At 72.1% G+C, this 22,559-nt stretch carries 15 protein-coding genes; 8 read left to right on the top strand and 7 right to left on the bottom strand.

What is annotated here, in order from left to right:
* Positions 1–284: 284 nt before the first annotated feature.
* Entirely contained in the window at positions 285–1,853 is a 1,569-nt protein-coding gene (locus tag GFH48_RS36630) for an FMN-binding glutamate synthase family protein (protein ID WP_153293292.1), read from the top strand.
* A gap of 8 nt (positions 1,854–1,861) precedes the next feature.
* On the opposite strand, the gene GFH48_RS36625 is transcribed toward GFH48_RS36630, so the two are convergent.
* Positions 1,862–3,124, bottom strand: a complete 1,263-nt coding sequence (locus GFH48_RS36625) for an arginine deiminase (protein WP_153292358.1) — start codon at positions 3,122–3,124, stop codon at positions 1,862–1,864.
* 735 nt (positions 3,125–3,859) lie between these two features.
* On the opposite strand from GFH48_RS36625, the gene GFH48_RS36620 reads away from it, so the two are divergent.
* Together GFH48_RS36620 and GFH48_RS36615 are read left to right on the top strand one after the other, a co-directional pair.
* On the top strand, positions 3,860–4,954 hold the full coding sequence (locus tag GFH48_RS36620; protein ID WP_153292357.1) for a baeRF3 domain-containing protein: 1,095 nt from the start codon (positions 3,860–3,862) through the stop codon (positions 4,952–4,954).
* A 51-nt stretch (positions 4,955–5,005) separates the two neighbouring features.
* Positions 5,006–6,019, top strand: a complete 1,014-nt coding sequence (locus GFH48_RS36615) for a Gfo/Idh/MocA family protein (protein ID WP_153292356.1) — start codon at positions 5,006–5,008, stop codon at positions 6,017–6,019.
* Here GFH48_RS36615 and GFH48_RS36610 read toward each other — a convergent pair whose 3' ends face one another.
* Both GFH48_RS36610 and GFH48_RS36605 read right to left on the bottom strand, forming a co-directional pair.
* Complete coding sequence (locus GFH48_RS36610) at positions 6,020–8,041, bottom strand: phosphocholine-specific phospholipase C (protein WP_153292355.1); 2,022 nt, start codon at positions 8,039–8,041, stop codon at positions 6,020–6,022.
* Positions 8,042–8,229: 188 nt separating this feature from the next.
* Positions 8,230–9,294, bottom strand: a complete 1,065-nt coding sequence (locus tag GFH48_RS36605; protein WP_153292354.1) for a medium chain dehydrogenase/reductase family protein — start codon at positions 9,292–9,294, stop codon at positions 8,230–8,232.
* Between the two features lie 133 nt (positions 9,295–9,427).
* Between GFH48_RS36605 and GFH48_RS36600 the strand changes: the two genes are divergently transcribed.
* Both GFH48_RS36600 and GFH48_RS36595 read left to right on the top strand, forming a co-directional pair.
* Positions 9,428–10,108, top strand: coding sequence for a TetR/AcrR family transcriptional regulator (locus GFH48_RS36600; protein ID WP_153292353.1), 681 nt, complete (start codon positions 9,428–9,430; stop codon positions 10,106–10,108).
* A 294-nt stretch (positions 10,109–10,402) separates the two neighbouring features.
* On the top strand, positions 10,403–11,815 hold the full coding sequence (locus GFH48_RS36595; RefSeq protein WP_153292352.1) for a PP2C family protein-serine/threonine phosphatase: 1,413 nt from the start codon (positions 10,403–10,405) through the stop codon (positions 11,813–11,815).
* A gap of 74 nt (positions 11,816–11,889) precedes the next feature.
* Here GFH48_RS36595 and GFH48_RS36590 read toward each other — a convergent pair whose 3' ends face one another.
* On the bottom strand, positions 11,890–13,389 hold the full coding sequence (locus GFH48_RS36590; RefSeq protein WP_153292351.1) for a DNA-binding protein NsdB: 1,500 nt from the start codon (positions 13,387–13,389) through the stop codon (positions 11,890–11,892).
* A gap of 232 nt (positions 13,390–13,621) precedes the next feature.
* Here GFH48_RS36590 and GFH48_RS36585 point away from each other — a divergent pair, with 232 nt between their 5' ends.
* From GFH48_RS36585 to GFH48_RS36570, 3 genes are all read left to right on the top strand, one after another.
* Entirely contained in the window at positions 13,622–14,761 is a 1,140-nt protein-coding gene (locus GFH48_RS36585; protein WP_153292350.1) for an aminoglycoside phosphotransferase family protein, read from the top strand.
* A 458-nt stretch (positions 14,762–15,219) separates the two neighbouring features.
* Positions 15,220–17,199 carry an N-acetylmuramoyl-L-alanine amidase gene (locus GFH48_RS36575; protein ID WP_153292348.1) on the top strand — a complete coding sequence of 660 codons (1,980 nt, stop codon included), beginning with the start codon at positions 15,220–15,222 and terminating at the stop codon, positions 17,197–17,199.
* Between the two features lie 185 nt (positions 17,200–17,384).
* Positions 17,385–18,404, top strand: coding sequence for an LLM class flavin-dependent oxidoreductase (locus GFH48_RS36570; protein WP_153292347.1), 1,020 nt, complete (start codon positions 17,385–17,387; stop codon positions 18,402–18,404).
* 11 nt (positions 18,405–18,415) lie between these two features.
* On the opposite strand, the gene GFH48_RS36565 is transcribed toward GFH48_RS36570, so the two are convergent.
* From GFH48_RS36565 to GFH48_RS36555, 3 genes are all read right to left on the bottom strand, one after another.
* The gene (locus tag GFH48_RS36565) at positions 18,416–18,913 is read right to left on the bottom strand and encodes a hypothetical protein (protein ID WP_153292346.1); all 498 of its coding nucleotides are present in this window, start codon (positions 18,911–18,913) and stop codon (positions 18,416–18,418) included.
* A gap of 58 nt (positions 18,914–18,971) precedes the next feature.
* On the bottom strand, positions 18,972–21,860 hold the full coding sequence (locus GFH48_RS36560; RefSeq protein ID WP_153292345.1) for an ATP-binding protein: 2,889 nt from the start codon (positions 21,858–21,860) through the stop codon (positions 18,972–18,974).
* A 394-nt stretch (positions 21,861–22,254) separates the two neighbouring features.
* Positions 22,255–22,497 (bottom strand): DUF397 domain-containing protein, encoded by a 243-nt coding sequence (locus tag GFH48_RS36555; RefSeq protein ID WP_153292344.1) that lies wholly within the window; start codon positions 22,495–22,497, stop codon positions 22,255–22,257.
* Between the last annotated feature and the right edge of the window lie 62 nt (positions 22,498–22,559).

The raw sequence follows: 22,559 nt of genomic DNA, 5'->3' as shown, positions 1-22,559 counted from the left end.
CGCGATCGCTTCCGGAAAACCAGTTGTATCCGGCAGCTATTTCTTGAGGCTGCGCCCCGCCGGCCGGCCCCGTCAACACCGGCGTAACCCGGCCGGCCCAGCGACCCCGCCGGTTCCGGCCGCGTTTTACCCCGGACGGACCCGTCCGCCCGCTCACCATCGGGCCACTCCCGGCCGGAATCGGCCACGGGTAAAGAATTCCCCGGCAGACGTGGGGACCTCCGTGAGCATTGCCCGCTTTCGCCCCTTTGCGTCACGTGCGCTTCACTCGTGGTGTGCGCCGGATGCTTTCGCTGCTGCTCGTGGTCCTCGGCCTGGCCGGGGCCCTGGTCCTGGCGTGTGCGATCTCGGCCTGGTGGTGGTGCGCGGCGGGCGTCCTGCTGGCGCTGACGGCGGTAGGAGCGTGGGATCTGACCCAGACCCGCCACTCGGAGCTGCGGAATCTCCCTCTGCTGGGCCATCTGCGCTTCCTCGCGGAAGCCGTACGGCCACATGTGCAGCGCCACGTCGTCGAGCGGAACCAGGACGGGCGTCCGTACGACCGTGCGCTGCGCGACCTCGTCCATGCGCGGGCCGCCGGCGCCGAGGCACCGGAACCGTTCGGCACCGAGCGGGACGTGTACGGCGCGGGGTACGAGTCGCTGGTGCCCTCGATGAGCCCGGTCGAGGCGCCGGAGAGACCACCCGTGATCCGTGTCGGGGGTCCCGACTGCACCCAGCCGTACGACATGGCCCTGCTGAACGTCTCGGCGATGAGCTTCGGAGCGCTGTCCGCGAACGCGGTCCTCGCGCTCAACAGGGCCGCGGCGCTGGGCGGTTTCGCGCACGACACCGGCGAGGGCGGCCTGTCGGATCATCACCTGCGCGGCGGCGGCGATCTGGTCTGGGAGATCGGCACCGGGTACTTCGGCTGCCGGACGGCCGAAGGAGGCTTCGAGGAGAGGGAGTTCGCGGACAAGGCGGCACTGCCGGAGGTCAGGTGCGTGTCGCTCAAGCTGTCCCAGGGCGCGCATCCGGGCGTCGGCGGGGTGTTGCCCGGCGCGAAGGTGAGCGCCGAGATCGCCCGGGTGCGGGGCGTCACGGCGGGACGGACCGTGCTCTCGCCGCCGTGCCACCAGGCTTTCTCGACCCCCCGCGAACTCGTGGCGTTCATCGCCCGGATGCGGCGGGCGGCGGGCGGCAAGCCGACCGGTCTCAAGCTCTGCGTCGGTTCGCGCCGCGCGTTCCTCGCCGTGTGCAAGGCGATGCTCGCGGAAGGGGTCACGCCCGACTTCATCGTGGTCGACGGGTCGGAGGGCGGCAGCGGGGCCGCGCCCCCGGAGTTCTCCGGCCGGCTCGGAACACCGCTCACCGAGGGCCTGATCACGGTGCACAACGCGTTGGTCGGCACCGGCCTGCGCGACCGCGTGCGCGTCGGCGCGAGCGGCAGAATCGCGACCGGCGCGGACCTCGTCACCCGGCTGCTCCAGGGCGCCGACTACACGAACGCGGCGCGCGCGATGCTGTTCGCCCTCGGCTGCCGCCAGGCGCAGCGCTGTCACACGAACACCTGCCCGACCGGCATCACGACCCAGGATCCGCGCCGCGTCCGTGTCCTTGACGTGGCCGACAAGTCCGTACGGGTGCATCGCTACCAGCGGGCCACGGTCCGCAGCGCCACCCGGATCATGGCCGCGATGGGCGTACGCGATCCCGCCGAGCTCACCCCCCGCCAACTGCTGCGGCGTACGGACGCGACGACCGTGCGCTCGTACGCGGAGCTCTACGAGTGGCTGGAGCCCGGGGTTCTGCTCGCCGAGGCGCCGGCGTCCTGGGAGCGGGACTGGGCGGCGGCGGATCCCGACACCTTCTGACCCGGCCATCAGAACTCCACCGGGTCCCGCGCGATCGGACAGGTCATGCAGTGGCCTCCGCCGCGCCCCCGCCCCAGTTCGGCGCCCACGATGGTGATGACCTCGACACCGGCCTCCCGCAGCAGCGTGTTGGTCTGGGTGTTGCGGTCGTAGGTGACGACCACACCCGGTTCGAGGGCGACCGCGTTGTTCCCGCTGTCCCACTGCTGCCGCTCGGAGGCGTAGACGTCACCGCCGGTCTCGACGACGCGCAGTTCGGACAGCCCGAGGGCCTTGGCGACGACCTCGGTGAAGGGACGTGAACCCTCGTCGGTGAGTTCGATGCCGGGGGCCCGGTCGGCCGGGCGGAGGGAGAAGGTGCGGACCGCCTCCATGATGGCCGGGTAGAGCGTGACCAGGTCGCGGTCGGCGAAGGTGAACACGGTGTCGAGGTGCATCGCGGAGCGGAGTCTGGGCAGGCCCGCCACGATGACGTGCTCGGCCGCGCCGTTCGCGAAGAGCGCGGCGGCGACCTGGGTGATCGCCTGCCGGGAGGTGCGCTCGCTCATGCCCATGAGCACCACGCCGTTGCCCACGGGCATGATGTCGCCGCCCTCGAACGTGGCCTGCCGCCAGTCCCGTTCGGGGTCGCCCCACCACACCGTGGAGCCCGCGAAGTCCGGGTGGAAGGTGTAGACGGCCTTCATCAGCAGGGTCTCGTCGTGCCGGGCGGGCCAGTAGAGCGGGTTGAGCGTGAGGCCGCCGTACAGCCAGCACGTCGTGTCACGGGTGTACAGGGTGTTGGGCAGCGGCGGCATCAGGTACTCGCGGCCGCCCGTCGACCCGCGGGCCAGGGCGAGGTAGCCGGAGCGGAAGTCGTCCGGCAGGTCGGCGGTGGCCAGGCCGCCGATCAGGAACTCGGCGAGCGGGGCCGGTTCGAGCGACTCGAGGAACGCCCGGGTGCCGTCGACGAGACCGACGCCGACCTCGTTCGGGGTGATCTTCCGGTCCAGGAGCCAGTCCCGGGCCGCGGGCAGTGCCATCGTCCGCGCGAGGAGGTCGTGCAGTTCGACGACGTCGACCCCGCGCCCCCGGAGCTTGTTCACGAAGTCCGCGTGGTCGCGCTGGGCGTTCTCCACCCACATGACGTCGTCGAAGAGCAGGTCGCCGGAGTTGGTGGGGGTGAGCCGTCGGTGCGCCAGACCCGGCGCGCAGACCAGCACCTTGCGCAGCCGGCCGACCTCGGAGTGGACGCCGTACGCCGGACGGTTCGTGCTGTCCTGACTGGTCACGGTCTGCCTTTCCCCGGATCGCGGGACGACGGTTCGAAGGGGGATCCCGTCGCGGGACGACGACTGGAGACGACTGGAAGGGGGTCCGGCGTACGGCCGGGGCGGCACTCCCGACGGCGGTCGCGCGGCCGACGCCCTCACGGCGACGGCCGTGCCGGCAGCACGCGCTCGCGCCCTCCGCCCCGAGGGACGCGAGGACGGTCGCCGGCGGGGTCTCCTCGACCCGTTGGACGAGGGAGCCCGCGCGGTCGCCGCCGGCGAGGTCCTCGGCGAACACCGCGCGGTCGCCCGCGTCCGGGTCGGGGCCCGCGCACGGCGATCCACCGGAAGACGAAGGCGAGCCTCAGCTTCCCGGACCCGGTCACGGCACGGGTGGGCGTCCCCGTCCCGGCACCCGCCACGGCCCGGGCGACCGGCAGCCTCCCCGTGCCGGCCACGGGCCGGGCGATCAGGGTTCCCGCGAGTCCCGTCTCCCGGGTGGAGCGGGAGGGCGGCGAGTAGACGCGGGCGACGACCTTGGAGCCGACGACCATCGTGGTGGGCGTCGGCTCCAAGGCCGGCGCCGGCCCGGCGCCGACGGGCGCCTCGGTGTCCGTGCCGCCCTCGTTCACGGGCGTCTCAGGCTGCGTCATGGGGGTCCTACGGCGGTGTCGGAAGCATGCCGGGCGACCCGAGCGACACTAGCAACCAATTACCCCAAATGCCCGATAAGCGAATCAGTCCTATGGTGCTCATATGGAGCATGCGCTGAGTCCCGCAACCCTCTCCGAACTGCGCCGGCCGCGGCCCTACCCCGCGGTGTCCGTGCTGACGCCTACGCACCGCCGCGAACCGGACAACGCCCAGGATCCGGTGCGGCTGCGCAATGTCGTGGCCGAGGCCAAGAAGCAGATCGAGTCCGATCCGGCGGTCACCCGGGAGCGCCGCACCGAACTGGTCCAGCAGCTGGACCAGGCCCTCTCCGAGGTCGACCTGGCCCACGCCGAGGAAGGTCTGGCGATCTTCGCGGCGCCCGGCGAGCACCAGGTGTGGTCACTGGCCCGCCGGGTCCCCGAGCGCGTCGTGCTCTCGGACACCTTCCTGACCCGCAACCTGGTCGCCGCCCACTCCTCCGAGCGGCCGTTCTGGGTGCTCTCGGTCTCGGCCGACCGGGTGACGCTGTGGAACGGCGGCGGCGACCGGGTCACCGAGGAGCACACCGACGGCTTCCCGCTGACCCGCAGCCTGGAGGACCCGGACGCGGAGCGCCAGGAGCGTGTCGGTGACCTGGCCAGCACCTTCCGCGCCGAGCGGGCCCGCAACTTCCTGCGCGAGGCCGACACCGCGATGAGCGCCGTCCTGCGCGAGCAGGACCGCCCGCTGTACATCACCGGTGAGACCGCCGCGCTGTCGCTCCTCGACGAGGTCGGAACCGTCACGAAGGACGCCTGGCACCTCCAGCACGGCGGCCTCGCGCACGGCACGCCCGAGGCCGTGTGGCAGGCGGTCCGCCCGCTGGTCGGCGCGGAGGAGCGGAGGAGCACCGAGGCCGTGGCCCGCGAGCTCGAATCGGCCCGCGGCCGCAAGGAGTTCGCCGCCGGGGTCGACGAGGTGTGGCAGAACGCGTCGCAGGCCCGGGTCCGGCTGCTCGCCGTGGAGGAGAACTACCGCGAGACGGTCCGCGACGGCGGAGACCACCTGGTCCCGGCCGAGAGCGGTGACCTGGACGCCCGCGAGGACATCGTCGACGAGATCGTCGAACAGTGTCTGGAGACCGGCGCCGAGGTCCGATTCGTCCCCGACGGCAGTCTGGGTGACGCGAAAGGCATCGCCGGGGTGCTGCGCTACTGATCTCTCCGGCCGACAATCTCCAGGAGAACTGTCGGTCCGAGAGGTGAGCACGTGAGCGAGTTGTTGGGTGTGGCGGTCCTCGGGGCGGGCCACATGGGAGCCGACCACATACGGCGAATCGACCGAGTGGTGAACGGAGCCCGGGTGGCGGCGGTGGCCGATCCCGACACCGGGCGGGCCGAGGACGCGGTCGCCGGGATCGACGGTGTCTCGGTGCACACCGAGGTGTCGGCGGCCCTGGACGCGCCCGGCGTGCGGGCCGTGCTGGTCGCCTCCCCCGGGCCCGCTCACGAGGAGGCGCTGCTGGCGGCTTTCGAGCGCGGACTGCCGGTCCTGTGCGAGAAGCCCATGGTGCCGGAGTCGGCCGGCGCGCTGCGGGTGGTGGAGGCCGAGGCACGGCTCGGGCGGCGGCTTGCACAGGTCGGCTTCATGCGCCGGTACGACCCCGAGTACGTCCGCCTGAAGGCGCTCCTGGACAGCGGGCGGCTGGGACGTCCGCTGATGCTCCACTGCACGCACCGCAACGTCTCCTCCCCGCCCGGCTTCACCTCGGCGATGGTGGTGAACAGTTCCGTCTCGCACGAGATCGACGCGGCCCGCTGGCTGCTCGGCCAGGAACTCACGGCGGTGACGGTGCTGCGTCCGCGGCCTTCGACGCACGCGCCGGCGGACCTCCTCGACCCCCAGTTCGTTCTGTTCGAGACCGCGGAGGGCGCCCTCGTCGACGTGGAGGTCTTCGTCAACACCGGGTTCGGCTACCAGGTGCGCTGCGAGGCGGTCTGCGAGTCCGGGAGCGCGCGGATCGGGGACGAGGACGCGATGCGGGTGACGACGGCGGGCGGCGCGCACCAGGAGGTAGCGCAGGACTACCTGGTGCGGTTCGCCGACGCCTACGACCGCGAGGTGCAGGCCTGGGTGGACGCCACCCGTGAGGGCCGGGTGACCGGGCCCGGCGTCTGGGACGGGTACGCCGCGTCGGCGGTGGCCGAGGCGGGTGTCCGGGCGCTGGAGAGCGGCGGCCGGGTGGCCGTCGAACTCGCCGCGCGCCCGGCCCTCTACGCGTGATCAGCCGCTGACACTCGCGGCGCCCGTCTCGATGTGTCCGGTGAACCGGCGTGACCAGCTCGCGTCCGAGTCGACGGTGAGCGTGAAGTCGTACCAGCCGTCCTGGTACGCGACCGCGTTGAAGTAGTCCTCGGTCCAGCCGCCCGCGGCGACGGTGTACGTCCACGGCCCGTCGCCGCGGTACTGGTTCGCGGTGATGGTGAACCGCACGGCCGAGGCGGAGGAGTTGGCCATCCTGAAGTAGACGGCCGTCCTCCCGGTCCCGGGCTCGGTGGCGTAACGGGTGCTCACCTCGGCCGACTTGCCCGCCTGGGTCGCGTCTCCCCTGAACCGGCGCAGGAAGCGGTTGGGCCCGGTCATGGTCAGGTCGTACTTCCCGTCGCCGTACCCCGCACCGATGTTGAAGTAGTCGGAGGCGGTGCCGCCCGCGTCGACGGTGTACGGCCAGGGCGTGGTGTCGCGGTAGGCGTTCGGGTGGATCGAGAAGTGCGCGGCGCTCCTGGCCGGGGTGCCCTGGTTGGCCATGGCGAACCAGGCGAGGACCCGGCCGCTCGCACCGAACTCCAGATGGTCCAGGTAGCCGTTCGGCTGGTAGGGCAGAGCGCGGGCGGGCCGGGTGCCGGGCTCCTGGACGGGCAGGGAGTTGGTGGTGGGGACCGGGTTGGGCAGGGGACCGCAGGTGGCGGTACCGATGACGCGCGTGGCGGGCAGCGCGACGGCGCCGTACACGGGGTGGGCGAAGTCGAAGACGCCGGTCAGGTCGCCGGTGACCTTGCGTCGCCAGGCGCTGATGTTCGGGCAGGCGGCGGGTCTGCCCAGCGAGGTCGTCCAGGTCTCCAGGAAGCGCAGCACGGACGTGTGGTCGAAGACCTCCGACGACACCCAGCCGCCGCGCGTCCAGGGCGAGACGACCACCATCGGGACGCGGAATCCGAGACCGTGGGGAGTTGTCCCGAGGAACTCCCCCGCCGTGTTCGCGGGCGGGACCGGCGGCGGCACGTGGTCGAAGAAGCCGTCGTTCTCGTCGTAGTTGAGGAAGAGGACGGTGGAGTCGAAGACGTCCGGATCGGCGGCGAGGGCCTTGTACACGAGGTCGACGAAGTGGGCGCCGTCCCCGGGCGGGGCGTACGGGTGCTCGGAGGAGGCCTGGTCGGCGACCACCCAGGACACCTGCGGAAGGGCGCCCGCGAGGACGTCGGACCTGATGGCGGCGGCGATGTCGTCGGGTGTGGAGCCGGTGGCGCGCGGCACGGAGGCCATGCCCCGGTCGTAGAGGGGGTCACCGGCCTTGGCCGCGGCGAACTTCTTGAAGTAGGCGCAGGCGTTGTCGCCGTAGTTGTCCTGCGCGTTCTGGTACACCTTCCAGGTCACTCCGGCCGTCTGGAGCGCCTCCGCGTAGTTCTGCCAGGTCAGGCCCGACTCGTCGCCGCCGTCGTAGCTGGACGCGTCGATCTTGCCGGACCAGAGGTAGGTGCGGTTGGGCCCGGTGGCGCTCAGCGCGGAACAGAAGTAGGCGTCGCAGATCGTGTAGGCGTCGGCGAGCGCGTAGTGGAAGGGGATGTCGGTGCGGTCCAGGTAGCCGAGCGAACGGACGCTGCCGACACCCGAGACCCAGGTGTCGAGGCGTCCCTTGTTCCACGCGGAGTGCTGGGAGGTCCAGGAGTGCGGGAGATCGCCGTTGCACTGCGCGAGGGTCTCGCCGTCCTTGCCGCCGGCGGCCGGTGTCGAGCTCAGTTTCCACGGGTACTGCCGGCCGACGCCGTTGGGCTGGTTGAAGACGGGATACCCGCCGGACAGCGTGATGCCGCTACGGTCGCCGAATCCGCGGACGCCCTTGAGACGGCCGAAGTAATGGTCGAAACTCCGGTTCTCCTGCATGAGGATCACGACGTGCCGTACGTCGGTGATGGTGCCGCTCGCCGTGCCGGCCGCCACCGCAGGACGCGGGCCGAGGCCCAGCGCGGTGCCGGCCGCCACGGATGCCCCGAGCCCCACGAAACCTCTTCGGCTGATCGGTGTCATTGACCCGCCCTCCTCACCGGAGTGCCCTTGCGGCACACCGCGCGTCAGCGTGCCCGCGCTGTTCGCCGAGTGCCGTACCCGGCTGGTGAGTTGCGGGTGAACAGCGGCCGAACCATGACGGCCGGCCGTGGATTTCCGGCCGGCACCCCACGGGCGCCGGGTCGCCGGACCGGCGGGCTGTCCGCTCCTCACGCCTCCGGGTGGGGCAGGGGGTCCGGGACGAGGACCACCTTGCCGGTGACGGTGCCGGACTCGGCGAGGCGGACGGCTTCCGCGGCCCGGCCGAGCGGGACGCGGGCCGCGACCTGCGCGGTGATCGCGCCCTGGGCGAGCAGCGTGAACACCTGCCCGAGGTCGGTGCGCAACCGCTCCTGGAAGGCGGCGGCACGGCGCTTGCCCGCCCAGATGTTGTAGAAGTGCGTGCGCCGGCCGTTGGGCAGCGCCTTCCAGAGGAGGAGCCGGCCGACGAGCTTGAGCACCGGCAGTCTGGAGGAGCCGGCGACGTCCCGGGTCGAGGCGGTGCCGTACGACACGAGCGTGCCGCCGCGGGTCAGCAGCCGGAAGGAGTCGACGATGCCGTCACCGCCGACGTGGTCGAAGACCGCGTCGACGCCATCTGGCGCCAACTCGCGTACGCGGGCGGGCAGATCGGTGGCCCGGTAGTCGAGCGGCGTGGCGCCGAGCGCGCGGACCGCGTCGTGGTGGCGGGGCGACGCGGTGCCGATGACCCGGATTCCGGCGTGGGCGGCGAGCTGGACCAGGGTGGAACCCACTCCGCCGTTCGCCCCGTGCACGAGCACGGTTCCGCCTGCCCGGACCCTGGCGACGCGGTGCAGCATCTGCCAGGCGGTGATGCCGTTGACGACGACCGTCTCGGCGTCGGCGGGGTCGAGCCCGCCGGGCACCTCCACCAGGTCGGTGACGGGCAGCACGACGCGGCTGGCCCAGCCGCCCACCTTGGTCAGCGCCGCGAAACGCCGGCCCACCAGCGACGCGTCGACGCCCGCGCCGGCCCGCAGGACGACACCGACGAGGTCGTACCCGGGCACGAAGGGGAAGGCCGGCTGGTCGTAGTACTTACCGCGGCGCATCTGCTGCTCGGCGAACGAGACCCCGGAGGCCTCCAGCGCGAGGAGGACCTCACCGGCCGCCGGCTCCGGCGCGGGACGCGTCCGGATCCGCAGGCCGGAGGGCTCCACGACACCCGGCAGGACGACTTCGGTCACCAGGTTCGCGGTGGTGTGGGTGTCCATGTCGGTCGGCTCCTCTGCTCGGCGGAATTTTCGTTAGAGAGTCATGCTTGCGTTATAGGTTCTAACTAAAGCTTGCCCCTCTACACTGGGTACGTCAAGTCCCATTCCGACGAGTGACAGAAGAGGCGATGACGTGACCACGGAGAGCCGGACCGGACCGGGCCCGCGCGATCGGTTCCGCGCGCAGGTACGGGAGGAGGTGAAGGCGGCGGCGCTGCGCCAGCTGGCCGACGGCGGCCCGGAGGCGCTGTCCCTCAACGCCGTCGCCAAACAGCTGGGCATGACCGGCCCGGCGCTCTACCGCTACTTCGCCAACCGGGACAGCCTGCTCACCGAGCTGGTCGTCGACGCCTACTCGGCGCTGGCGGCCGCTCTCGCCCACGCCGCCGACGCCCCCGCCGGGGACGACACCGAACGCCTGGCCTCGGTCGTGCGGGCCTACCGCGCCTGGGCCCGGACCGAACCGCACCGCTACCGGCTCCTGTTCCGGGCCCCCTTCAAGGGGTACGACGCCCACTCCGACCGCCTGGTCGAGGCGGCCCAGCGGGCGATGAACGTCGTCCTGAACGTGGCGAACGCGCCGGCGGCGCCGGACACGGCCGTTCCCGAGGGCGCACGCGTCCAGGTCCGGGAGTGGATGGAGCGCCGCGGAGTCGAGGACGTCCCCCCGGCGGTCGCCTCACGGACCATGATGCTCTGGGCTCATCTGCACGGTCTGGTGAGCCTGGAGATCGAGGACAATTTCGCCTCCATGGGCATCGACCCAGGACCTCTCTACGAGGCGGAGGTGGGGGAGTTCACCCGCGGCCTCTGAATCCGAACATGCCCTGGACAGGACCCGCACACATGACCCTCGAACACTAGACTGAGAAAGGGCGCAGGCCAGCGTCGCGAACTGTCAAGTCACGTACACCCTCTACGACTTGGGCAAGCGGAGCGCGTACCTCATCGGTCCTGGCCGACCCCTCCCAATGGACTGCGGCATATGCCAGAAGCACCACCGGATCGTGTGTTGCCAAATCCCTTACAGGGCGTCGCGGGCTGTGCAACAGTCGTAACGGTCCTACCGCCCAGCTCTGGTCGTACCGTCCCCTCATCGGAGTGCGTCATGCCACCCCATCTCTCTGCGGACCGCCCCGCCGCGCAGCCGCCCCGGCGCGGCGCCGTCGACGCGCTGATCTCGCAGACGCGGCGACTGCGCGGCGAGATGGACGCCGTACGACGTGACGCGCCCGTCGACGGCGCGGACGCCCAGGGACGCTGGCAGCGCGCACTGTGCGACCTGGCGATGCATCAGCTCAACGACCTGGACGAGCACCTGGCGCAGTTGCGGGACGGTCCCCCGCCGGCGCCCGTCGAACCCGCCGCCGCGCCCGCCGCGACCGGAGAAGGCTCCTTGCTCAGCCGGGTCGGCAGCGCCGAGTGGAACCTGCTGACGGACGCGGCCAGTTGGTCCGGGGAGCTGTACCAGATCCTGGGCCGCGACCCCGCCGCCCCCCCGCTCAGCCTCGACGAGCTGCCGTCACTGGTGCTCGACGAGGACCGGCCGATGCTGACGGCGATGGTCACCGACTGCCTCATCGACGCGAAGCCGATCGACGGAGAGTTCCGCGTCGTGCGCCCGGACGGCGGCGTACGGACCGTGCACATCATGGGTGAGCCCGTGCTCGACACCGACGGCAGTACCGCGGCGATGTGGGCGGTGCTGCGCGACGTCAGCGAACTGCGCCGCAGCCAGCGGACGGTGAGCGAGACCCGGGAATCACTGCGGCACGACCGGCGCTTCGCGCAGAACGAGCACCGGCTCGCCGCCGAGTTGCAGGAGGCGGTCCTGCCGCCGTTCCACGCCAGCCTGCGGTTCGCCCGACAGGGTCCCGGGACACTGGACCTGGCGGCCCATCACCTCCCCTCCTCGGCCGCCCCGCTGATCGGCGGAGACTGGTACGACGCGCTGGAACTGCCGGACGGCGAGACCCTGCTGAGCATCGGCGACCTGACCGGGCACGGCGTCGCCGTCGCCTCCGGCATGGCCATGCTGCTGGGCGCCCTGCGCGGCATGGCCATGGCGGGCACCCAACCGGGTCGGCTCATGTCCCTGCTCGACCGGTTGGTCGACGTCTCGGCGCAGCCGGTCCTCGGCAGCGCCGTCTGCTGCCGGTACCGGCCCGAGACCCGCACCCTCACCTGGGCGCAGGCGGGACACCCCGCCCCCTTGCTGTTCCGCAACGGGACGGGGCGCATATTGACGGCACCGCACGGCGTGCTGCTCGGCGCGACCTCGGGTGCCGCCTACGGGCAGGCCGAAGAGACCCTGGAGGACGGCGACGTGCTGCTCCTGCGCACCGACGGACTGGTCCCCCGGGCCCACGGGGCGGCGGCCGTCCAGAGGCTGTTCGACCTGGCCCCGCTCTTCGACGGAGCCGACACGGCCCAGGACTGCGTACGGATGGTTGTCGAGGAGTTCGGCGAGACCCGACGCGAGGACGACGCCTGCGTGCTCGTCGCCAGGATCGGCGGCTGAACTCCCGCCGGCCACACCGGACACCGCGCCCGGCCCACGGGACGACCCCACCGCATCTCCTCGCACAGGCGGTCTCAGACCTGTGCGTCTCCCTCACGCCTCGGCCTCGGCACCGGCTTGGGAAGGGCGAGTTGGATCTCCTCACGCAGTTCGTGGATCTTCGGATAGCTGGAGTACTGAGCGGTCAGCCGGTACATCTCGCGCAGCCGGTCCCAGGTGCGGTGGGAGGAGTTCGCCCCCATCGACACCAGTGCCAGCCGGGCATAGCGGTCCGCCTGTTCGGGATCGTCGGCGATGAAGCACGCCGACGCCAGTGACAGCCAGTCGAAGATCTGTGACCGCTGCCGTCCGTTGTCCCGCAGGTGCAGTGCCTCCTTGGCGTGACGCTGCGCCGTGGCCGCCGCGGCCGCGTCGTGCTCCGCGAGCGTCCGGTAGGCCAGGGCCTGCATGCCGTGCATGTCCGCCTCGTCGAACATCTGCATCCAGCTCGGCGGTGGCACGTCACCCCGGTCGGAGACGAAGAGGTCCTCCGCCTCGCCCAGGGTGCGCCGCATGGCCTGCCCCTTGCCCAGCGACGCCTGTGCCCAGGCCTCGATGGTGTAGAGCATGGCCCGGGTGCGCGGCAGCATCTCCGACCCCGAGCCCGACTTGGCGAGCTTCATCAGGTCCAGGGCGTCGTCCGGACGGCCCAGGTGGACCATCTGACGCGCGGCGCGGGAGAGCGCCTCCCCGGCACGGGGCCGGTCACCGCCCTCCCGCGCCGCGTGGGCGGCGATGACGAAGTACTTCTGTGCCGTGGGCTCCAGGCCGACGTCGTGCGACATCCAGCCCGCGAGGACGGCGAGATTGGCGGCGACGCCCCACAGGCGCCGCTGAAGATGGTCGGGATGCCGGTAGGAGAGGATGCCTCCCACCTCGTTGAGCTGGCCCACCACGGCCTTGCGTTGCAGCCCGCCGCCGCGGGCCGCGTCCCAGGCCCGGAACACCTCGACCGAGCGCTCCAGTTCCTCGATCTCCTGCGACCCGATGGGGGCGGCCTCGTAGCGGTCGAACCCAGCGGGGTCGGCGTGCAGGGGATTGTCGAGGTCAGGGACGTCGGCCGCCAGGGCCGGATCGGTGTGCAGCCAATCGTGCATGGCACTGCTGAGTGCGGATCCCGCGGCGAGCGCGGCACCCGCGCCCACCAAGCCGCGTCGGTTGAGCATGAGGTCCATTCCCGTGAATTCGGTGAGGACCGCAGCAGTCCGCTCGGGCGCCCACGGCACTCCGTCGGGATGTTCCGCATTCCCGCCGCCCGGCCGTTTCCCCACACGCCCGTGCCGGACCAGACCGAGGTCCTCGATGGTCACGACACGGCCGAGACGCTCGGTGAACAGAGCCGCCAGCACCCGGGGAACCGGATCGCGCGGGATCTCCCCCACGTCGATCCAGCGCCGGACCCGTGAGGTGTCGGTCGCCAGCTGGGGGTGGCCCATGGCCGCCGCCTGTCTGTTGACCAGCCTCGCGAGTTCGCCCTTGGACCAGCCGGCGAGGCCGAACAGGTCCGACAGACGAGCGTTGGGTTGTCCGTTCACATCAAGCCCCCAGGTTCTCGGCTGAGTTGACAGTAACCCTCTGTCAGTTGCTGAGCGACTATTCGCCAGGGTTCGCCAGGGTGCGCCAGATGGTGTGCCACTGGGCACCCGGTGTCAGGTAGGAATGCGCCACCCCGACCCGGTTGCCAGGGACATTCCCCCAGGGTGTACCCGGATCGCCGGGACGGGCGGCGCGGCAACTTGCAGGCACACGAAGGGATCTGTTTCGCCCATGTACACAGCATCGTCCTCCGTGTCCGCTCCGCCCCGGCCGCTGCATCCCCGTCCGGCGGGCAGCGGCCCCTACCTCGACCCCGCGCGGCCGGCGGCCCCCATGCTCGGAGCCGCCAGGACACGGCGCGTTCCGGGGATCGGCACCCAACCGCTCAGCGGGAGACTCGACTTGTCCGGCCCTCAGGGCGCGCAACTGCGCACGGCGATCGCGTCGGTGCACCGGATCTGTCCCGAGTTCGCCCCGGTCCAGGTTCTGCGCCGCAGCGGGCGCTCCGTGCTCCTGGTCGGTACGACCGGGCGCAGTACGGCCGTCGCCAAGTGTTTACTGGACCACTCTCCCCTCTGGGCCGAGCGGATCAGGCACGAAATAGCCGCATACCGCTCGTTCGTGCGGCACCGCCCGCCCGTCCGAGTGCCCCGGCTGATCGCGGCGGACCCGGACAACTGCACCCTGGTGATCGAGCGGATGCCGGGCAGGGTGGCCGCGCTCCAGCGGCACCCGGCCGAGGCGCCGCCCCGCGCGGACATCCGCGCGGCGCTGGGCGCGGTCTGCCGGCTGAACGCGTGGCGGCCCCCGGCGGGGACGTTCGACGCCCCGCTGGACTACGCCGAGCGCATCTCCCGTTTCCATGACCTGGGTCTGCTCACGGACCGGGACATGGGCGATCTGCAGAAGCTGCTGCACGGCATCGCCCACTCGGCGGGCCGTCAGGGCATGGGCCAGTTCTGCCACGGAGACGCCCTGCTGTCGAACATCCTGCTCTCACCGGCCGGTCCAGTGCTGGTGGACTGGGAGTACGCGGGCTGGTACCTGCCGGGCTACGACCTGGCGACGCTGTGGGCGGTCCTCGGTGACGCTCCCGTGGCGCGCCGTCAGATCAGTCAGCTCGCACAGTCCGCGGGACCGGCGGCACGTGACGCCTTCCTGGTGAACCTGATGCTCGTACTGACCCGTGAGATCCGTACGTACGAGACAGCGGTGCAGCGTTCGATGCACGACGCGATCCCGGTCGTCCCGGGGCCGGCCCACCCGGGCGCCGTGCCGTCCGGCGAGGAGCAACGGCTGCTGCTGCGGAGGCTGCACGACGACTGCCAGATGGCCCGCCGGGCCGTACGGGCGGCGGTCGGCACGCGCTGAGGGGCCGTCGGCACCACTGAGGGGCCGCGGGGGACGAAGGTCCGCGGTGTGCCGGAATCAACGGCGCACCGCGGACCTTCGGCGTGGACACCCGAAGCTCCGTACCGGAATCCCCGTAACCGTGAGGCCGCGCACCGGACGACCCGTGCGCACCGGCGCCGGCGGTGGCGGTGGCGGTGGCGGTGGCGGTGGCGGTGGCGGTGGCGGTGGGGCCGCATGACACGCGCCCGTGCCGGTGCACGCATTTCCTTCGGGAACTTCACCCGATCGAGCCACTGGTCCACTCCACTGACGCCTCGCAGGCCGCCGCGCCGTCGCCACGAAAACCCTTCCGACCCGCGTTGACATGGGAAATCAGCAACCCCTGGGCATGATTGACGGATCGTCGGGGAGCCGATACGACTGACCTCGTTCGGCCCCGCACGCCCCACCGCGCCCGACCGTCCCAGGAGGCTGCATTGCGAGCATCTGCCAACGACCCCGAGGCCACCGCCGGGCACAGACGCGCCCGCGGAGCCGCGGGCGCCCTCGTCTCGGCGGCGCTGATGTTCCCGCTGCTCGGCGCGGCCCCGGCGGCCGGCGCCGGCCAGGTCTCCACCGCGCGGCTTCAGCAGGCCTTCGCCGGCGCCGCCGCCGAGTACCACGTGCCGGTGAGCGTCCTCCTGGGCGTCTCCTATCTGCAGTCACGGTGGGACGCGCACGCCGGTGCGCCCAGCGTCACCGGCGGCTACGGCCCCATGCACCTCACCGACGCCAGGACGGCGCTGGCCGGGGCCCCGCACCAAGGCGCGGGCACCGAGGACGCTCGCGGCGACAGCTCCCGCGCGGCCGTCGTCCCCACCAGGAAAGTCCCGGAGAACTCCCAACTGCCCGCGCGTCTCAAGACCTTGACGAAGGCGGCCGAACTCACCGGGCTGCCGGCCGAACGCCTGCGCTCGGACGCCGCCGCGAACGTCGAGGGCGGCGCCGCGCTGCTGGCCGCCGCGCAGAAGGACCTCGCCGAGCCGCTGAGCGAGAACGCGGCCGACTGGTACGCCGCGGTGGCACGCTTCTCGGGCGCGGACGACAGCGCGACCGCGGCGGCGTACGCCGACGACGTCTACGCGGTGATCCGCGCGGGTGCCGAGCGCACCACGGACTCCGGGCAGCGGATCGCCCTCGCCCCCCAGCCGGGCATCGGCCCCGACCGGGCGCAGCTGCGGCGGGCCGGGCTGCGGACGGTCTCCGCGGCCGGCACGGAGTGCCCCACGACCGTGTCCTGCGAGTGGATCCCGGCCCCCTACGCGGAGTTCGGCGACGGCGACTACGGCAACCACGACCTCGGGAACCGGCCCACGTCGCAGAGCATCAAGTACATCGTCATCCACGACACGGAGGGCGCCTGGAACGGCGTGATCAACCTCGTCCAGGACCCCACCTATGTGTCGTGGAACTACACGCTGCGCTCGACCGACGGGCACATCGCCCAGCATGTGAAGGGCAAGGACGTGGCCTGGCACGCGGGCAACTGGTACGTCAACGCCAAGTCGATCGGCCTGGAGCACGAGGGTTTCCTCGCCTCGCCGGACGCCTGGTACACGGAGGAGATGTACCGGGCGTCGGCCCGGCTGGTGAAGTACCTCGCCAAGAAGTACGGCGTTCCCCTGGACCGGCAGCACATCCTGGGTCACAACAACGTTCCCGGCCCGACGACGTCCACGATCCCGGGGATGCACACGGACCCGGGTCCCTACTGGGACTGGGAGCACTACTTCGCGCTCCTCGACCACCCGCTGTACGACCGGAAGAAGGCGGGCGGCGACCTGGTCATGGTGCTGCCGGTCTTCGCGGAGAACCAGCCGCAGTACACGGGGTGCGTCACCAGCGGTCAGGCCTGCCCGGCCCACGGTTCCAGCGAGGTGCGCCTCCACAGCCTGCCGTCCGACAGCTCACCGCTGATCAAGGACATCGGGCTGCGGCCGGGCGGCGGCGACTCGACCATCGACGTGAACGACGTGGGTTCGCGTGTCTCCACCGGTCAGCAGTACGCGGTCGCCGACCGTGACGGGGACTGGACGGCGATCTGGTACCTGGGCCAGAAGGCCTGGTTCAAGAACCCCAAGGCCCACCCGACGGCGGTGAGCACGACGGGGCAGGTCGTGACGCCCAGGGCGGGTCTCACGGACATCCCGGTGTACGGACGGGCCTATCCGGAGAAGGGGGCGTACCCGGCGGGCGTCCCGGTCCAGGCGGTGTCCCCGCTGTCGTACAAGCTCCTCGCGGGCCAGAAGTACGTCGTAGGCGACAAGGTGCCGGGCGAGTACTTCTACTCGCCGACCTTCGACACGACCTCGCACAAGGTCGTGACCGGCAAGGACATGTACTACGAGATCCAGTTCGGGCACCGCGTCGAGTTCGTACGGGCGGCGGATGTGGACGTGACGCGCTCGCACTCCTAGAACCGCGCCGGGCGACGTTCGCCCCGGGGGCCGGATCCGTGCACGGCGGATCCGGCCCCCGTTCCCTCGCTGCGTCCGGCCGGCGGAATTCCTCGCCCCGACCCCCGTGTTGCTCTGATGATCGCCGGCCGCTTTCGTAGGGAACTGGCGTTCGACAGAGACGCCGTCGACGATGGAGGAACCCCGTGCCAGAGACCTCGACCCCCCTGCGGAAGCTGGGCTTCCTGACCATCGGGTTGTTCGACGAGGCCGACCCGCGGCGGGGCCACGAGTCGACGCTGGAGATCATCGAGCTGGGAGAGCGGCTGGGCTTCGACAGCGCGTGGGTGCGTCACCGGCACCTGCAGTACGGCATCTCCTCCCCCGTCGCCGTCCTGGCCGCGGCGTCGCAGCGCACCAGCCGGATCGAGCTCGGCACCGCTGTCATCCCGGTGGGCTGGGAGAACCCCCTGCGCCTGGCCGAGGACCTGGCGACCGTCGACCTGCTGTCCGGGGGCCGTCTCAATCCGGGCGTCAGTGTCGGCCCGCCGATGCACTTCGACCAGGTCAAGCACGCGCTCTACCCCGACACCGCGGAGGCGGAGGACTTCGGCCACGGCCGCGTGGAGCGGCTGCTGGACTTCGTGCGCGGCACACCGGCCACCGACTTCAGCGGCGTCGAGGGCTTCGAGGTGTTCTCCGACCGCGTCCAGCCGCAGGCACCCGGCCTGGGCCGCCGCATGTGGTACGGAGCCGGCGGACTGCGGTCGGCACGGTGGGCGGGAGAGCACGGTATGAATCTCCTGACCAGCAGTGTCGTCAAGGCCGAGGAGTCGGAGGACTTCGCCGAGGTGCAGCTGTCGCACATCCGGACCTTCCGTGCCCACCACCCCGACGGCGACCGCGCCCGCGTCTCCCAGGGCCTCGTCGTGATCCCCACGGACAGCGCCACGCCCGAGCAGCGCAAGAAGTACGAGGAGTACGCCGAGGGGCGCACACCGCGTACCGCGACCCCGCAGGGACCGGCCCGGATGATGTTCGCGCCCGATCTGGTCGGCACCTCCGAGGAGATCGCCGAACGGCTCTACGCCCACGCCGCGTTCCGTGAGGTCGACGAGGTCGCGTTCGCGCTCCCCTTCACCTTCGCGCACGAGGACTACGTCCAGATCCTCACGGACATCGCCCGCGGGCTCGGTCCCGCACTGGGCTGGCGTCCCGCCGGCTGAGCGCGGCCGGTTCAGCCCTGCTGGAAGAGCTCCGGCGGCAGCGGCTTGAGCAGCGCGTACAGGTCGTCGGTGATGGGACGGTCCCAGGCGGCGATGGTCACCAGGACGTTGTCGCTGCGGTCGAACTGCACGCAGGAGATCCGGGTCTCGGAGAGCTTGAGACGGCGCACGATGAGGAGGTTGTCACCCTGCATCACCGGCATGTCCTCGACACCGGTGACGGTGACCTCCTCGTCGTTCTCCAGCGCCAGGAGGAGCTGGGCGACCTCGAACGGGATCTCTCCCTCCTCGACCTCCCGGGCCGGCGAACCCTCGGGCAGATTGCCGATGATCATCGCCGGGCCGCGCCCGCCGAAGAGGTCGTAGCGCAGGAAGACACCCTGGCAGCTGCCGTCGGGTGCGGGCAGCAGGCCCGCGCCGAGATTGCCCGGCCAGTCGCCCGGATCCATGGCCAGAACGTCGAAGTCGGGACCGGCGGGCGTGGCGCTGCGGCGGCGGAGGAAGGACATGCCGCAATGGTACGTGTCCGGCCGCCGCCCGGGTCCCGGGGGCGCCTGCCGCGCGGGGCTATCCGGTCGACACGCCGAGCGCCGCCACGAGGCCCGAACGGTCCGTGCCCACCTTCCGGTAGACCGCCGACAGCAGCCGGACGACGGACTGCTCGTCGACGTGCAGTTCCTCGGCGACCTGGTCCGCGGTGCGCCCCCGTGCGGTGAGCACGGCCGCCGCGCGTTCCCGGGCGGTGAGGGTGTCCGTCTCGGTGCTGTGCAGTCTGCGCGGGCGCAGCCCGGCGGCCGCCAGCTCGTCACGGGCCTCTTCGACGAGCCCGTCGGCACCGCACTGGACGGCCGCGTCGAGCCCTCGGTACAGGTGTTCGGCGGCCTCCTTGGGGCGGCCCGAGCGGCGCAGTTCGGTGCCCAGGGCGACCAGCGCGCACGCGAGTTCGTAGGCGGCCGGGGAGCGCTCCAGGTGGCTCACGGATTCTTCGAGCAGTTTGACGCGGTTCGAGCCCGAGGAGACCTCGGCGGCGGCCCGCAGTGCCTGGCCGATCGCCGAGGGTGCGCCGTACTGGCGGGCGCGCTGCACCGCTTCGAGCGCGGTGGCGACGGCGCGCTCCGGTGCGTCGTGGCTCTCGGCGCGGGCGAGGTGGAGCTGCCACGGGCACCAGGAGGGGTTGCGGATGCCGCGTGGGTCGAGGCGGCGGCCGGCCGACGCCAGCTCGGCGGCGGCCTCCTTGGTGAGGCCGCGGGCGAGCAGCAGTTGGCCGTACACGATCTGCGCGTCGGGGAAGGTCACGGCGGCCGGGAAGGGTGCCCCGAACGCGTACTCCTCGGCGGTCCGCGTGGCCTCGTCGACCCGGCCGCGGGCCAGCAGGATCTCGACGAGGGTGGCGACGGCGTACCAGTGGACGGGGGTGCCGGGCCCGACGCGCTCGGCGAGCCGCAGGCCGGCGCGGACGAAGTCCTCGGCCTCGGCGAGCCGGCCGCGGCGGTAGCGGACGTACGCGAGGATCGTGTAGCCGAAGGAGAGGTGGGCGCCGTGCCAGCCCTGGCTCTCGAAGTCGGCGATGCCGGCGGCGAACAGTTCCTCGGTGCGGCCCGGGCGGTCCGCGTACATGAAGGTGAGGGCGACCAGGATGGGCACTTCGAAGCCGCGGTCAGCCTCCGCCCAGCCCAGTCCGCCGGCGAGGGCGCGTTCGGCGTGCTCCAGGGCGATGTGGGCGGGTTCGCCGCGCAGCGTGGCGTCCCAGGCGCGCAGGCCGATGACATAGCGCTCGGTGAGGTCGCGGCCGGTCAGCCGGTCGGCGAGGCGCGTCAGGCGGCGCGAGCGGGCGGGCGAGTCGGGTTCGTCGGCCCGGAACGCGTCCCACATGAACTGCTCGGACTGCATGCGCAGTCGTACCCGGGCGTCCGCGGCCATCCGGCTCTCCCGGGCGAGCGTCTCGGACGCCTCGGCGAGCCGGTCGCTGTGGGCGAGGACCTGGGAGAGCCGGTAGACGACGTGGTGGCGCAGCTCGGGGTCGGTGATGGGTTCCTCGAGGGCGGCCCTGAGGTGGTTGACGGTGGTCGCCGGTTCGGTGAGCAGGGAGGCGCAGCCCAATTCGTACAGAACGGCCGCGCGCTCCTCGAACGGCGGCGGTTCGCGCAGCGCGCGGGCGAGGTAGCGGCGGGCCGCGTCCGGGGCGCCGGCGCGCTGGGTCTCACGGGCGGCGGCGCGCAGCTGCTGGACGACCCAGACGTCGCCGTCGGGGTGGCTCTCCATGAGATGGCGGGCGGCGGCGGAGGGTCCGAGACCCTCGTTGATCACGCACCACGCGGCCTGGCCGTGCAGGGCCACGCGGACACCGCCGGGGATGGCCCGGTAGACGGCGGTGGCGACCAGCGGGTGCACGAACTCCAGGGTGTCGGCGCCGGTGAGGATACGGGCGCCGCGCAGCGCGTCCGCCGCGTCGGCGGCCTCCTCCGAGCCGAGTCCGGCGACGGCGGCGGCCAGGGCCGGGGAGATCTCCGTGCCGAGCACCGCACAGGCCCAGGCGAAGCGGACGGTGGACGTGCCCAGGCGTTCGAGGCGGGCGATCAGGCCGCTGCCCTTGACGGCGGCGGCGAGGTCGCGCAGCAGGTGCGCGCCGGCCTCCGTCGGGACGAGTCCGCGGTCGCGCACCTTCGCGGTCAGTTCCACCGCCTCGAAGGGGTTGCCCGCGGTGACCGCCCAGCATTCCCGGCAGAACGCGTCGTCGGCCTGGGCGCCGAGGTCCTCGCGCACCAGCCGTGCGACGGCGGCGGCGCTGAGCGGTTCGAGGTCGACGGGGCGCTGTCCCGCGCGCCCCGGCAGGACCCTGAACGACTCGGCGTGGTCCGGGAGTTCGTCGGGACGGTAGCCGACGACGAGCAGCAGCGGGAGTTCCTCGGCGCGCGGTGCGAAGGCGGCCAGCCAGCTGAGCGACTCGGGGTCGGCCCAGTGCGCGTCGTCGAGGACGAGCACCATCGGGGCGCGCTGCACGGCGAGGTGGGTGAGGACCCAGTCGAGGCCGGCCCGCAGACCCTGCTGGTCGGGCGGGGCTCCCTCGGAGGCTGCGCACAGGCCGAGCGCGGGTCCGACGATGGCGTACCAGCTCCCGAGCGAGGCCCGGAGTTCGGCCTCCGCGAACCCGGCGAGATGCGGTTGCAGGAGCTGACGGGCGACGTGGAAGGCGACGCCCTGTTCCTGCTCGCCGCCGCGGGCGGACAGCACGGTGCAGCCCTTGGCCGCGGAGCGCCGCCGCACCTCGGCGAGCAGCGTCGTCTTGCCGATCCCGGCGCGTCCGGCGAAGGCGAGGAGCGCGCCGCGGGGCCGCTCGGGTCCTTCGGAGCCGTCCTTGCGCAGACCGGTGAGCTCGCTCAACGCCTCCTCGACGGACGCGAGTTCACTCTCCCGTTCGAAGAGCGTCCTTCTGCTGCGTACGCTGCGCTGTCCCATCCTCCACCCCCTGGTCACGGTGGTGCGTCCTGCGCGGGGAGCGGGTGCGCACCGTGACCTCCAGGCACCTCAGCGTACGCCGATGGCGCCTTCCAGGGAGCCCTTCCGGTCGCTGACAAGCGGATCTTTCGGTCAATCGCGCTTGGCGCCGGGCGAGTTCCCGTGCCGGTGGCGGTGACGGGCCTCCCGCGCACCGTTTCGGCACGCCGGAGTGCGTCGTTCCCTGTGCGGGCGCGCCCAGCCGAAGGGCCGCGCGGGGAACAGCCGTTCGCCGGCGACAGTCGTTTTCGGCCGGGCGCGGGTGCCGGCCCCTCCCGGGTCCGGCAGGGCTCGGTACCGGCCCGGGGACGGGGTCACCGCTCGCGTGTTCCTTCTCCTCGTGCGAGGCGTCGGCTCAGGTCAGGTCGAACTCGCCCTCGCGGGCTCCCGACACGAACGCGCCCCACTCGGCGGGCGTGAAGATCAAGGAAGGGCTCTCGGCGCGGCCGCTGTTGCGCATCGCGATGAAGCCCTCGACAAAGGCGATCTGGACGTCACCTCGCCCTCGGCTGCTGGACTGCCATTCGGCGTTGCTCAGGTCCAGCTCAGGCTTGTCCCAGCCCGCGAGCGGGTGTTGCTCGATGGTGCTCTCGGCCACGTCCGTGCTCCTCCCGGTTCGTCGTCCGCGGCCAGCCTAGCGACCGGTTCCGGTGGCGGACA

Source organism: Streptomyces fagopyri (genome assembly GCF_009498275.1).
Taxonomy (GTDB): domain Bacteria; phylum Actinomycetota; class Actinomycetes; order Streptomycetales; family Streptomycetaceae; genus Streptomyces; species Streptomyces fagopyri.
The sequence above is the reverse complement of the archived record's forward strand: the minus strand, read 5'-3'. Positions and strand labels throughout refer to the sequence as shown.

Bases quoted from the DNA above. Each gene is read 5' to 3' on its own strand.
- GFH48_RS36560 (WP_153292345.1), bottom strand. From the start codon at position 21,860: ATGGGACAGCGCAGCGTACGCAGCAGAAGGACGCTCTTCGAACGGGAG.
- GFH48_RS36565 (WP_153292346.1), bottom strand. From the start codon at position 18,913: ATGTCCTTCCTCCGCCGCCGCAGCGCCACGCCCGCCGGTCCCGACTTC.
- GFH48_RS36595 (WP_153292352.1), top strand. From the start codon at position 10,403: ATGCCACCCCATCTCTCTGCGGACCGCCCCGCCGCGCAGCCGCCCCGG.
- GFH48_RS36585 (WP_153292350.1), top strand. From the start codon at position 13,622: ATGTACACAGCATCGTCCTCCGTGTCCGCTCCGCCCCGGCCGCTGCAT.
- GFH48_RS36630 (WP_153293292.1), top strand. From the start codon at position 285: ATGCTTTCGCTGCTGCTCGTGGTCCTCGGCCTGGCCGGGGCCCTGGTC.
- GFH48_RS36605 (WP_153292354.1), bottom strand. From the start codon at position 9,294: ATGGACACCCACACCACCGCGAACCTGGTGACCGAAGTCGTCCTGCCG.
- GFH48_RS36610 (WP_153292355.1), bottom strand. From the start codon at position 8,041: ATGACACCGATCAGCCGAAGAGGTTTCGTGGGGCTCGGGGCATCCGTG.
- GFH48_RS36620 (WP_153292357.1), top strand. From the start codon at position 3,860: ATGGAGCATGCGCTGAGTCCCGCAACCCTCTCCGAACTGCGCCGGCCG.